Annotated in this window: 12 protein-coding genes; 8 read left to right on the top strand and 4 right to left on the bottom strand. The window is 64.8% G+C overall.

What is annotated here, in order from left to right:
* The 5 genes from MLGJGCBP_RS17760 to MLGJGCBP_RS17745 form a co-directional block, all read left to right on the top strand.
* Positions 1–261, top strand: a 261-nt coding sequence (locus MLGJGCBP_RS17760; RefSeq protein WP_160097300.1) for an SDR family oxidoreductase, incomplete at its 5' end; no start/stop codon positions are given.
* A 424-nt stretch (positions 262–685) separates the two neighbouring features.
* The gene (locus MLGJGCBP_RS17755) at positions 686–940 is read left to right on the top strand and encodes a hypothetical protein (RefSeq protein ID WP_236581173.1); all 255 of its coding nucleotides are present in this window, start codon (positions 686–688) and stop codon (positions 938–940) included.
* Between the two features lie 359 nt (positions 941–1299).
* Entirely contained in the window at positions 1300–1809 is a 510-nt protein-coding gene (locus MLGJGCBP_RS50550; protein WP_201453102.1) for a hypothetical protein, read from the top strand.
* Positions 1757–2083 carry a group II intron maturase-specific domain-containing protein gene (locus MLGJGCBP_RS17750; RefSeq protein ID WP_236581172.1) on the top strand — a complete coding sequence of 109 codons (327 nt, stop codon included), beginning with the start codon at positions 1757–1759 and terminating at the stop codon, positions 2081–2083. The genes MLGJGCBP_RS50550 and MLGJGCBP_RS17750 overlap by 53 nt, the downstream gene beginning before the upstream one ends.
* Positions 2080–3147 carry an IS110 family transposase gene (locus MLGJGCBP_RS17745; RefSeq protein ID WP_236581171.1) on the top strand — a complete coding sequence of 356 codons (1068 nt, stop codon included), beginning with the start codon at positions 2080–2082 and terminating at the stop codon, positions 3145–3147. The genes MLGJGCBP_RS17750 and MLGJGCBP_RS17745 overlap by 4 nt, the downstream gene beginning before the upstream one ends.
* A gap of 473 nt (positions 3148–3620) precedes the next feature.
* Here the strand turns inward: MLGJGCBP_RS17745 and MLGJGCBP_RS17740 are convergent, their stop codons facing one another.
* Both MLGJGCBP_RS17740 and MLGJGCBP_RS17735 read right to left on the bottom strand, forming a co-directional pair.
* The gene (locus MLGJGCBP_RS17740; RefSeq protein ID WP_160097298.1) at positions 3621–4142 is read right to left on the bottom strand and encodes a hypothetical protein; all 522 of its coding nucleotides are present in this window, start codon (positions 4140–4142) and stop codon (positions 3621–3623) included.
* A 905-nt stretch (positions 4143–5047) separates the two neighbouring features.
* Positions 5048–5293: a DUF3263 domain-containing protein gene (locus MLGJGCBP_RS17735; RefSeq protein ID WP_160097296.1), complete on the bottom strand. Its 246-nt coding sequence runs from the start codon at positions 5291–5293 to the stop codon at positions 5048–5050.
* A gap of 453 nt (positions 5294–5746) precedes the next feature.
* Here MLGJGCBP_RS17735 and MLGJGCBP_RS17730 point away from each other — a divergent pair, with 453 nt between their 5' ends.
* The 3 genes from MLGJGCBP_RS17730 to MLGJGCBP_RS17720 all read left to right on the top strand — a co-directional run bounded on the left by MLGJGCBP_RS17730 (position 5747) and on the right by MLGJGCBP_RS17720 (position 7588).
* Positions 5747–6727 (top strand): alpha/beta hydrolase, encoded by a 981-nt coding sequence (locus MLGJGCBP_RS17730; protein WP_236581170.1) that lies wholly within the window; start codon positions 5747–5749, stop codon positions 6725–6727.
* 124 nt (positions 6728–6851) lie between these two features.
* On the top strand, positions 6852–7211 hold the full coding sequence (locus MLGJGCBP_RS17725) for a DMT family transporter (protein ID WP_236581169.1): 360 nt from the start codon (positions 6852–6854) through the stop codon (positions 7209–7211).
* A 5-nt stretch (positions 7212–7216) separates the two neighbouring features.
* Positions 7217–7588, top strand: a complete 372-nt coding sequence (locus MLGJGCBP_RS17720; protein WP_160097294.1) for a DMT family transporter — start codon at positions 7217–7219, stop codon at positions 7586–7588.
* A gap of 155 nt (positions 7589–7743) precedes the next feature.
* On the opposite strand, the gene MLGJGCBP_RS17715 is transcribed toward MLGJGCBP_RS17720, so the two are convergent.
* Both MLGJGCBP_RS17715 and MLGJGCBP_RS17710 read right to left on the bottom strand, forming a co-directional pair.
* The gene (locus MLGJGCBP_RS17715) at positions 7744–11118 is read right to left on the bottom strand and encodes a serine/threonine-protein kinase (protein ID WP_160097292.1); all 3375 of its coding nucleotides are present in this window, start codon (positions 11116–11118) and stop codon (positions 7744–7746) included.
* A gap of 361 nt (positions 11119–11479) precedes the next feature.
* The gene (locus MLGJGCBP_RS17710) at positions 11480–12082 is read right to left on the bottom strand and encodes a TetR/AcrR family transcriptional regulator (RefSeq protein WP_160097290.1); all 603 of its coding nucleotides are present in this window, start codon (positions 12080–12082) and stop codon (positions 11480–11482) included.
* Positions 12083–12180: the final 98 nt, after the last annotated feature.

The raw sequence follows: 12180 nt of genomic DNA, 5'->3' as shown, positions 1-12180 counted from the left end.
GCCGTCGGCGCGACCCAGGCCGACCAGGTGCCGATGGGCCGGATGGGCACGATGGAGGAACTGGCCAACCTCACCATTTTCCTGCTGTCGGATGCCTGCGACTACCTCACCGGCCAGACCATCGCCATGGACGGCGGTCAGATGCTCGCCGGCCCCGGCACTTTCGCCGGCCTGACATCGATGACCGGCGAGGACTGGGCCACCGCCCGGGAAAAGAGCAAGGCCGCCAGCGAAGCCGCCAAGTCGCAACGCGGAGTCTGAGCGGGCCGGACACTGGGCCGTCACGACGGAACTGCACCTGGACTTCTCTGGTAACCCGCCCCTCGACGGATCGATTCTGCGGGCGGAAAGCGATGTCGTCGCCATCGACCCGGGCGGTGGTCTCGCGGCGGCCGGCCAGATGCTTGATCCGAGCGGGGCAGGTCGTCGCCCTCGGGACTGCAAGCCTGCGGTTCGTCGCTGCGGCACCGTCGGGATCGGTGCCCGACGACGTCCGGGCCCGAGCGAGTGGGTCCTCGATGACAACGACGGTCCCCTGCCATCGTGCACTCGTCCGGCTTCGACACGATCATGCCGAAAACCCTCGCGACCGCCGCGGTCGGCAACCGGAGTATGCGCGGGTTCCATCGGTTCGATTCCTCTGGTGTCACCGCTCGACACCGTGATCGCCCCGTAAGAGATGCGGTTGGGGGAGCCGGGTTCGGTCACCGCCGACACCGTTCACGCCCAGGCCGCCGAGCACGGTCTCCTAGATGCCGAGGACGTGATCGTCCTCGCCGGACGCGACTACAGTCGCATCGCCGCCGCGGTGTGGCCGGGCGCCCGGACGCCGCTCGTGGGCAGCCGTGGGATCGGTGAACAGCAGCAGCGCCTCGCTCGTATCGCCGCACTGGGTATGGCCGCGATCGGTGCGGCGCAGTCGCATCCGAGGTCGGCATGAGACGAATCATTTGGGTGGCACGCGACAGGTTCCGGCACGCACGACATCTGTGGTCAGAAGAGGGGAGGAAAGAATGCTGACCGTTGCGTATCTGGTACCGGGGACGATGCCGGGCGAGGCGATGCTCCTCGTCGGAAGCGATGGGGGATAGGGCATGACCGAGGCGAAGGCCACCACCGAGCAGTCAGACGTGCACTGGGGCACTGTCGTTCTCCATCGGTGCGAGCCGCGCCGTGCGCACCTGTCCGGTGGTGTCGTGGCCGCCCTCGGCGGGGTCACCGCTATCGGGGTGATTTCGGCGATGGTCACCACGCTGGCACTGGTGGTCGGGGCGTGGGAGCGGCCCTGCTGCATTTCGTGTGGGGACCGTCGACCCGGCACGGTCGGAGAAGGTGGTCGAGGACTTCCTCGGCGTCGTACCGGTGGCCGGGACGACGCTGCTGCTCACGCTGTTGCTGACCGGCGGGGCGATCGGCGGTCTGCACGTCGCCGGCCGCCACCTCCGGACACATCAGCCGGCCGGGATCACCGGAGCCCAACTGCAGCGGGCCCCGGACGAGTTGCGGCACCTGATGAGTGACGCCGTCCTGGCCGTCGAGCAGATCAAGGCCTCCCGCCCGTTCGGGGTGGGGCTGTTCACCGACCTGGACCTGCGGGCGGCCATGTGGGACCTCGGGACCCGGGTCCTGGCCGCCGCGGAACTGCACGAGGCGATCACCGCGGCCGCCGGCACCGGATCGGGCCTGCTCACCTCCGACGATCACCGGACCTACACCCGGGTTTGTGTCGTTCTTACCTGCGGTCAGCACGGATGCGATGAAGGCGATGGGCGGGGTGATCCGTTCCTGGCACCTGGCCCGGCGCAGTGACAAGTCCCTCGATGACCTCGCACGCATGTTCAACAACATCGTGCAGGGGTGGATCAACTATTACGGGCGCTTCTACAAGTCCCGGTTGCTCTACTTCCTCCGTAGGCTCAACCGACACCTGATGCGGTGGGCCTGCCGGAAATCCAAACGGCTCAAACGCCGAGAACGACGTGCGATGGCGTGGTTGGCGGAGATCGCTAGGCGATCTCCCCGCCTGTTCGCGCACTGGCGGCTCGGCGCCCGTCCTGATGGCTGGGCAATGGGAGCCGGATGAGTCGAAAGGTTCACGTCCGGTTCTGCGAGAGCCGGGGGGTGCGATTCCCCCCGGCCACTCACCAGTTCGTCGGGATCGATCTACACCGGCAACGCTCGGTGATCGTCCGGCAAACCGATTCCGGTGAGCAACTCGCGGTGGCGCGAATCGTCAACGACCCCGCTTCACTCGCCCTGCAGCTCGAGAAGGCCGGAGAGCATCCGGAGGTGGTGCTCGAGGCAACCTATGGCTGGTACTGGGCGGCCGACACGCTGCAGGCGGCCGGTGCCACGGTGCACCTTGCGCATCCATTGGGTGTCAAGGGATTCCGGTACCGGCGGGTGAAGAACGATGTACGCGACGCCCGGGATCTGGCGGATCTGTTGCGGATGAACCGGTTGCCCGAAGCGTGGATTGCCCCGCCACCGACGCGGGAACTGGTGCGCTACAGAGCCAAGCTCGTCGCGTTGCGGTCGGGACTGAAGGCCCAGGTGCACTCGGTGCTCGCCAAGGCCGGGGTGTTGATCCCGGTGTCGGACCTGTTCGGCGTCGAGGGGCGTGAGCGTCTGACGCAGGTGCCGCTCGGTGTCGCGTACGCGCAGCGGGTGATTTCGCTGCTCGAGCTGATCGACGTCCTCGACGCGCACGAGGGACGATTCTTCGACCGGATCGCCGCCGAGTTGCGTGGCCATCCTGGTAATCGGGCGATTCAGGAGCTGCCCGGGGTCGGCCCCACCCTCGGTGCCGTCTTCGTCGCGGAGATCGGTGACGTGCACCGGTTTACCGACCCCAGTCACCTGTGTTCGTGGGCAGGCCTGACGCCCAAGCACCGCGAGTCCGACACCGTCGTGCGCCGCGGGCACATCACCAAGCAGGGCTCCAAACTGGTGCGCTGGGCGGCGGTAGAGGCCATCCAGCGGCAACCGGCCGGCACGAAGATCTCGGTCGACCGCAAACGCATCGAGGCCCGCCGCGGCAGGAACATCGCCAAGGTCGCCGCGGCCCGCAAACTGCTTACCCTCGTCTACTACGGGCTGCGTGACGGACAGATCCGCGCGCTGGCCCACCACAAGGCGGCGGCGTGAGCACCCCGGACGCAACACGCGCGCGGCCGCAATCAGGTCTGACCCCCGTGTCAACGGCGTGGTCGCCGATCTGAATGACCCCGCGTATTGCCAGCGCACCGCTCCATGCCCGCACCGCCGGGCGAAGGGATGACCGACAGCCGAGGAAACCCGGCCTGTCCCAAACCACCCGCATCACATTGGAGACCGTTCACCCCCCCAACCGAATTCATCGTTTCCGGGGGGCCGTGACCAGTCTGCGCCGGGCCGGGCCACGGTCAAGACCGTTCGTCCTCACTGGCGCTGCGGGCGCTCCGTCCTGACCGAAGGGGCCCTCACCCAGCGTTCCCCGCACGGAGGCCCGAAAACGAGCAAAACAGCAGGTCGGACAGGGGTTGACAGGGCCCCGCCCTTTCAGGGATGACCTGTGGTGACGGCATGTCCCTACATTGCTGCCCACTCCGGTGCTGGACGGCTGAGGTCTGTGGCGGGTATTACCCGTCGTCGCGGGGGCGGCCCGCCGTGCCGGGGCGGCCCGCCGTGCCGGGGCGATCGCGAATCCACGTCAAGATGTCGCGGCGACGCCACAACGGTTCACGACCAATCCTCTCGGCGGCCGCGCGGGCGACGGTGCCGGAGGTGTCCGAGCGCAAGCGGCGGGAGTTGCCGATCCCGGATTCGATTCGCCAGCCGCCCAGTTCACGCCAACGCAAGGCGCGATCGGTGAACAAGCACAAGGCGCAGTCAAAGCTACCGAAGGTCAGTACACCGCCGTGCAGAATTTGATCGCCGACCCGGATCGGTCGAACGCGGTCGGCACGGCTTTGCCGGTGGCCTGGGGTGACGCGCAGTACCTGGAGGAGAAGATGCGTTCGCACGTCCAGTGGGTGGATCGGGCCATCCACCAGCGCCCGAGTCCAGGGAAGCTGCAGGGCTAAGTCAAATTCCATGGTTGGCGGCGAACCCCCGACCATGCCCTCGGCCGTTTCCGGGGTGAGTGGATGACCAGAATCCACGCCCTCGTCGACGGCGCCTGCGGACCGGTCGCGTTGTTGTTGACGCTGGCCAGCCCGTGCCCACTATCACGTCTCGTCGTCTACGCAACTTTGTGGACAGATCCGGAGACCTCCAGTGGCTGTGCGCCGAGAGTTGTGACTTGGAACATATCTCGAATGGGTGCAGAGATAACCCTCAGGGGGACGGTCCCATGCACTCGGCAGTGGTTTGCTTCTAGACGGTATGGGGGTGGCTGGGGCCTCGCTCACATGTGAGCGAGGCCCCAGCCACCCCCCATACCGTCTAGTGCTGCTAGGCGTCCTTCCGTCCACCTGATTCTCGAAATATGAGTGACCACGACTCAAGATGAAGAGTCCATGCTTGCCTTCGCCGTGAGGTGGGCGCCCTATGGGGGTGGAGACGAGCACATCCTTCCCGAGTTTGCTGCTGCCACCAGTGTTCTACCGGCGGCTCCAGCGCATACTGACGGCGAGAGTCCTCGAGGGAGTCGGGTTCGGGACAAGGCGTGGACTGCTCGAACTGTGCGCGGTCAAGCTTGCGGGTTCGAATTCCTCGGCACACAGTTCCGGGCGAGGAGAGACAACGCAGATCGCTTAGCCGGCCCACCCCCGCACCGTCCTGCGATCGATTGTCTCGTCCATGACGGACTCAGCGAGCCTATTCGGGGTTTCGGTGCAGCAATTGGTGCAGTATGCATTTCGCTTGGAGGGGCGTGCGTCAGGTACTCGCTTCACCGGACTCGTAAACGATGCGATCGGGCGGCCCACCGGATTGGTTTCGGAACAACGTCGCGCCTTGCTGCGCGACAGCATATTCTGGCCGTCGGTCACGCCGCGGAGTATCCCGCTGTCCTGAAACGACGATTCCGTGTACGGCCGGGCCCGCGTCGCGGTTGAATTCGCCTCTACGACGCAGGGGCAGGTCGCGATGTCCGTATCGACACGAAACGACGGAGGTCGTCGCGGAAGGTGGGATCGAGTTCGTCGGCTCTCGGCCCTGCCAGGATGCTGTCCAGTCTCGCGAGGTAGCAGTCTGGAGTCATGCCGAACTCGACGAGGAGGTCTCCGGTTGTGCCACCGCCGTAGGGGAGCCATCGTCGGGCGAACTCGATGATCCTCATGTCTTCGAGGGAAGAGTAGTCATCGATCACGGTATTACCTCCAACCGTCGTACCTGGACAAGCGTGGAGAGATGCGTCTTCCGGACCGAGTTGTTCCGGGACGATGCCCCGAACCGATCAGGCTGTCGTCAGAAGCAGAGTTCTGTCTGAACTTCCTACCGAGGGGCGAGACCGTCCGATCCGTCTAGTGCACCAGCGCGCTGACTTGACCGCAACTGCTGGCAGGAAGGATCCCCCTGTTGGGGAGTATTTTTCCCTCTCTGGGGGAGTCCGCTCGGGTGATGTGAGCCATATGTTGAGAGATGTCTTCGTACGGCGTTTGGGCCCATGGGCCTCAAATCCCGGCATGTTCATCCCTGGAAGTTTGGAGTTCCGATGTCAGCCGTCAGTTCGGTGGAACGGAGGCCCGGGGAGGGCATTGCGGGAGGGGGTCAGTCACCAACGGCGGGGTCCGAATCGCGTTTCGTGACGCGTTCGAGTTTCGTGCCTGGCAACAGTATTCAGTCGAAGCTCCTGACACGCACGTTGCGTGTGACCGTTAAACCGGCGCTCGGTGTGTGGGCGCGCATCCCGAGCACGAACTGGGCCGCGCGGGTGGTCGACCAGGCTGCGCGCTTACTACCCGCGTTGGACGGGGTCGGGCATCGTCGAGTGCGCTTGCCGGATTGTGACGCGGAATGGATTCAGGCGCACAACGCCGACCTCCACAGTGTGGTGCTCTACCTTCACGGTGGGGGGTTCCTGACCGGTGGTCTCAATACGCACCGGCGACTTGCCTCGCGGATTTCGCAGGCGGCGGATGCGAGCGTGCTCAGTGTCGACTACCGGCTCATGCCCACGCATGCGATAGGTGACGCCGTCGCCGACGGGATCTCTGGCTATCGCTGGTTGCTTGCACGAGGCTTTGCCTCGACGCAGATCGTCATTGCCGGCGATTCCGCTGGTGGCTATCTTGCGTTCATGGTGGCGCTCGCCCTCGCGGATCTGGAGCTGCCGCGGCCGGCCGGCTTGGTTGCACTGTCTCCGCTCACGGACTTGGACCCGACCGTGAAGTTGCGGCATCCCGCCTCAGCGCAATGCCCGATTCTTCCTGGTTCGGCTTTGGTGGCTCTGACTGCCCTCACCGTGCGGGTAGAGCACCGCACCGGTGGCGAGTCCGGACTGCCTGTGTCTCCGGTCGATGCAGACCTGCGCGGGTTACCGCCGGTTCTGCTTCAGGTCGGGTCCAAAGATCTGCTGTATCCCGATGCGCGGCTGATGTTCGAGTGCCTCACGGACGCGGGGGTCCCCGCTGCCCTCGAGGTCTGGGATGGTCAGTTCCACGTCTTCCATGTAGCCGCGGATCTTCTGCCCGAGGCGCGCCGGGCAATCGAGGGTGTCGCGAAGTTCATTCGCGCGGTGACTGCCGTGCGAAGCGGCGTTTCGGACACCGGTGGCCTCGCTTCGGACCGCGAGATCGCCTAGCGAACCAGCACATACCGGGTGCGGCTAGAGCGGTGGGATTGGGCCTCCTCGCAGATCGCTAGCGTGATCTGGCAGCGAGCATGCGAGCCGTACCGTCAGCACGAGCCGCCGCAGGGCGGACTGCGTGGAAGAAACGGCCAAACCTCACGACAGATGGGAATCGATTTCAATGGCGTGGTTGGTGCTTCTCGTAGCGATTGTCCTTGAGGTTACGGCGACGAATATGCTGCCGCTCACTCACGAGTTCACCCGATTTCGGGAATCTGTGGCGGTGTTGGCGCTCTATGGAAGCGCGTTCTTTCTGTTGGCAAATGCGGTCAAACAGATCGACATCGGCGTTGTGTACGCGTTGTGGTCGGCGCTGGGGACGGCGGCGGTTGTCGCGCTCGGTGCGCTCTTCCACGGGGAACGTATCTCACGGATCAAGATTGCCGGTTTGGCTCTGACCGTCGTTGGCATCGTTGCAATGAACTTTGGAGGTTAGGCGCCATGGGTTGGTTCTACCTCATGGGTGCGGTCGTCGTGGAAATCTTTGCCACCACCGGACTTCACGCGACCGAAGGGTTCACTCGGCCGATTCCCACGGCGGGTGTCCTTGCCGGATACCTCGTGTCGTTCTTCTTCTTGTCGAAAGCGCTCAGATCCCTTTCCCTCGGTGTCTCCTACGCATTGTGGTCGGGCATTGGCACCGCTTCTATCGCGGCGGTGGGAGTGCTGTTGTTCGGTGACGCGGTGTCGGTGACGCGAGTGGCTGGATTGATATGCATTGTGGCCGGTGTGGTCACGTTGAACATGGAGGCGGACCGTGAGTCCCGGACTGCCGTGTCCGTGGGCGTCCAGCAGCCGGTTGAGTGCGACTGACTTCGATCTCGCAACGCGTCGACCATGGCGATGCCGCGATCGGGGTTCTCTGAGCAGAGGGGAGCCCACTGTCTGGTCATCCGTGTGAGCTCCATGGTCGTCGACGGTGGACTAGTTCGCCGATGTTCCGGTCGGGGGGGACTTCGTGTGCGCTGTCAGGTCGAGGCCAGTATGTTCGCGATGCGCGTGTCCTCATCCAACAGTATTTGGGTCAGGCCGAGCTCCGCGCATTTCGCTGCGACCGGGGCCAGGACGGACCGCGCTTCCGCGGACCGCTCCGCGGCGGACAAGCACACCGCCAACAGCAATTTTGCGCGCATGAGCGCTCGGGGCCTGCCCTGACTTTCGATGCCGAGCACGAGTTCCTTCGCCCGCGCACAGGCGTGCACGGCACTGTCGGGGGAACCCTCGCGGAGCAGGAGCCGGATGGCTGAGTCTTCGTCGAGTTCGGATGTGATGGTGGCGATTCCGTCTGTTTGCGGACGGTGCCTGTTCGCTGCCATCAGCCGGGTGCGGACCTCATCGCTGACGGGCAATCCTGAACGGATCCTCTCGTTTACCATCCGGGCGGCTAGACGTGGCAGCCGCAGCGATTCGGCGATCCGGGCTCCCTCGTCGAGTCGACGTTCGGCCTCCTCGTGATGTCGGAGTGAGGTTTTGACCCGTGATCCGGTGCCGTAGGTGGCGAGCATGAATTCCACGAGGCCGCCACCCTCGGAACCGAGTTTGTAGCTTTCGTCCAGGAGCCGTTCGGCCTCTGCGATTTTTCCCATCTCGTAGAGAAGGGCCCCGAGCAACGCTCCGGCAAGGCGTGCCGCATGGGCGTGGACCCCAGATTTTCCGGTCATCGCCACTGCGGATCGGAAGTAGTTCTCGGCTGCGGGGATATCGAGTTGTTCGTACGCCGCTGCGCCGGCCAGGCAGTGTCCGTACATGACGCTGAAGGGCCCACTGGTTTGTGCATGGTATGCGGCGGCCCAGTCCTGCCACCGACGTGCTGCGTCGAAGTCGAAGGTGTAGAGGGCGACGAAGGAAGCGATGCTGCCGGCGCCCGAGGCGAGGAAGGGCCGCACCGCGTCGGGGTGGTGCACACAATCGGCGACGAGGTCCTGTACCCCCGCGATCTCGTCGGCGAAGAGTTTGCCGGAGGCTTGGACGACTGCGGCTTCGACGCGAAGGGCCTCAGTCGTGGCGGCGTCGGTCACCGTGTTCGTGAGTGCGGCCTCGAAGAGATCGAGCGCTGCCCTCATTTGTCGGGGACGCTGCATCAGTATGTTCGCCCACGCGATATTCAATTGGAGTCGGGCGCTGGTAACAGTGACGTTCGGGGGGAGTTTCGCGACAAGCCCGAGGAGGGTTGTCATCCGCGAGTCTTCGATGAGTTTCATACCGCCGTCTTCGACCAGTCGAAGGGCGTGGTCGGTGTCGCCGGCGGCGAGTGCGTTGTCGACAGCCTCGCTGAGCATGCGGTGGTCGGCAAACCACCGCGCGGCGATCCGGTGGAGTTCTTCACGACGGCCCGGATGGAGGCGTTCGAGGCGGCGATGGAGGAGGTCGGCGAACAGGTGGTGATACCGGAACCACTCCCGGTCGTCATCGATGCTTTGCAGAAACAGGTCTCGCCGTTCGATTTCTTCGAGCATCCCTTGGCCGGAGGGGACGTGCGTCAACTCGCCGGCGAGGTCACCGCAGATCTTCTCCGTGATGGCTGTGGCCAGGAGGAACTCGAGAATCGGCGGTTCGAGCGTGCTCAACACGTTCTCCACCAGGTATTCGTGAATGGCATGATGGCCTCCGGAAAGGTGCGCGATGAAGTCCATGCGATCGCTGCGCCCTCGTAGCGACAGCGACGCCAATTGCAGCGCCGCGACCCAACCGTCGGTCGACTGTCGGAGGCTGGTCACTTCGTGGTCGTTCAGGACGAGGCCGTTGACATCGACGAGGAACGCCCTGGATTCGGCGCCGTCGAAACGCATTGCCGTCGGACCGATCTCGACGAGTTCGTCGCGTACGCGCATGAGGCTCAGGGGAAGACCGGCTTGGGATCTCGTCGCGACAATGACCTGTATGTGATGGCATCCGTTCTCGAGTAGGAAATCCATGGCCGCCACCGTTTCGGGCGAGGTCACCCGGTGCCAGTCGTCGATCACGACGGCGATCGCTCGACCACCGTCGTGGATGTCGTTGATCAACGAGGGCAGCACGTATCGCGTGGCATCGTCGTAGTGGTCTTCGAGGATGCGCTCCAGTTCGGGTGCGATCGTGGGCCGCGCGGTGTGGATCGCCTTCACCAGATGGGCGAGAAACCAGGCGACGTTGTTGTCATCGCGGTCGATGGTCAGCCAGGCTACAGGCATTCCGTCGGCGATGAGAGCGTGCCGCCATTGGGAGGCCAGGGTGCTCTTGCCGAAACCCGCGGGGGCGTGGATCACGGTCAGGCGCCGTCCAGCTCCGGCGTGCAGGATCTCGAGGAGTCGTCGGCGCTCGACCAGAGGCCGTGCCGAGGTCGGGGGCCGGAACTTGGTGGCGGCGGTGGGCGGGGTGTCCGGGACCGCTGCCGGTGTTCTCGACGCGGGAGTCCCGTTCGCTCCGGGCCGGGGCGATGTGGCGGGGAACGGATCGGCGGGCATTGCCATCGCGTCCATTTGCAGCCCGTGAAGTAGTTGGACTGTTCGAAGTTCGTTTCCGAACGCGTCAGCCGATGCCGGTCGATCGGCGGGATCGCCCGCCATGGCATGTTCGATGGCGGTGCACACGTTGTCGGGAATGCCGTGCTCACGCAGGTCCGGGATCGGTTGGTTGGTGACCCGCACGAATTGTGCAACCACACCTTCTCGGGTGCGTCGCTCGAAGGCGGCGTGTCCAGTCATCAGGCAAAACAGTGTCGCGCCGAGGCCGTATACATCGGATGCGGGACTTGGAGGTTGTCCCTCGAGCACCTCGGGGGCGGTGAAGGCGGGGGTGCCGACGATGCTGCCCGCGGATGTTTCGAATTCGCCCCCGATCCGGGCGATGCCGAAGTCGGTCAGTTGAGGCTCGCCGTAGCCGGTGATCAGGATGTTGGCGGGCTTGATGTCGCGGTGGAGGATGCCCTCGCGGTGGGCGGCGGCGAGAGCACCGGCCAGTTTCACGCCGATCCCGAGCACGGTCGGCAGGGGAAAGGGTCCCTTCTGCCGAAGCAGGGTTTCGAGTGAGCCGTGCTCGTGGTACGGCATCACGAGGAACAGGGACCCATTCGCGGTGACGCCGACGTGGAGAACTTGGACGATGTGGGGATGGCTGGAGAGTTTGCCCATGGCGCGTTGCTCACGTACGAAACGAGTGCGATCGTCGGGGCCCACATCGGAGGTCAACACCTTGACTGCGACCACCCGATCGATGGAACGCTCTGTGCAGCGATACACGACCCCGAAGCCTCCGCGCCCGACCTCCTCCGCATTCTCGAGTCCGACGGTGTCCAACTCGGTAGCGATATCGCGGCTCAGATCACGTTGAGTGTTCGGTAGGCCGACTTCGTCGAACTCGTCCATCGATAGCTCGATCCTCTATGTGCATATGCCTCTTTGTTGCAGGTCAGAGTGCATTCCATGATTGGATAGCCTCCGCATTCGGGGCAGGTTCCGCTGCGGGTGTGGCTCACCCAAACCTCCAATATTGTGATTGCAATCACATACTGATTCAAGGTTATCGCAGCGCATACAGCGGTCGATGGCACGTGTTGGTCGTGAGACATGTCGACACCCGGCGGCGCGACGGTGAGCACCTCCGATGCGCATTTGACCGTCGCCGCTCGAACACGGCCGGCGGTCGCAGGCACGACTCGATGACGCCGTGGCCCGACCGAGCATGACCGGAAGGCGCGAAGGTGGCGGGTCTCGATCTGGTCAGCCGCTATCGACGACGCATGCCCTCGAATGTCAGGCGCAGGACAGCGTCGGCGAGATCCTCGGATGATCCTTCGGCTCGCGGCCGGTACCACTCGATGAGCGAGTTGAGCATGCCGAACACGAGGCGGCTGGTGAGGGCGGGATCGATACCCTCTCGAAGGTCACCTTCCTCGGCCGCCGCGACGACGAGGTCGCGCACGAAGACGTCGAATTCCCGTCGACGGGCGATGGCGCGGCGCTCCACGGAAGTGTTCCCGCGGACGCGCAGCAGGAGGGTGACATAGGGCAGTTCTGCGACGAGGATCTCGGCGGTGCGCCGGACGAGGTACTCGAGGCGGTCGATATGCCGGCCGCTGGTGGCCTGCCGTTCGGTGGTGACGGCGAAGAGCGCGGTGAGCGCTCGCGACAACGCGAGCTCCAACAGTTCGGTCTTGCCCGACACGTGGTGGTAGATCGACGACTTCGTGATTCCCAGCCGCTGGGCCAGCACCTCCATGCTGGTGCCTTCATAACCTCTGTCATTGAAGGCCTTCACGGTGACGGCGAGGAGCGAGTCGAGGTCGTAACCGGGTCGGCCGGGGCGCTGAGCGGGGTGTGCGGTCGTCATGAGCACGGCCCTTCCCGGTGTGCCCGCGCGAGGGTGCCATGCCCGTCGAGATCGTCTGCCACGTCCGTATTCGCCGATGCGGTGATCGCTCTGTCCCC

It is taken from the genome of Rhodococcus sp. T7 (genome assembly GCF_009872365.1).
Classification (GTDB): domain Bacteria; phylum Actinomycetota; class Actinomycetes; order Mycobacteriales; family Mycobacteriaceae; genus Rhodococcus_F.
Note: the sequence above shows the minus strand (reverse complement) of the source record. Positions and strands in the feature narration are given on the sequence as shown.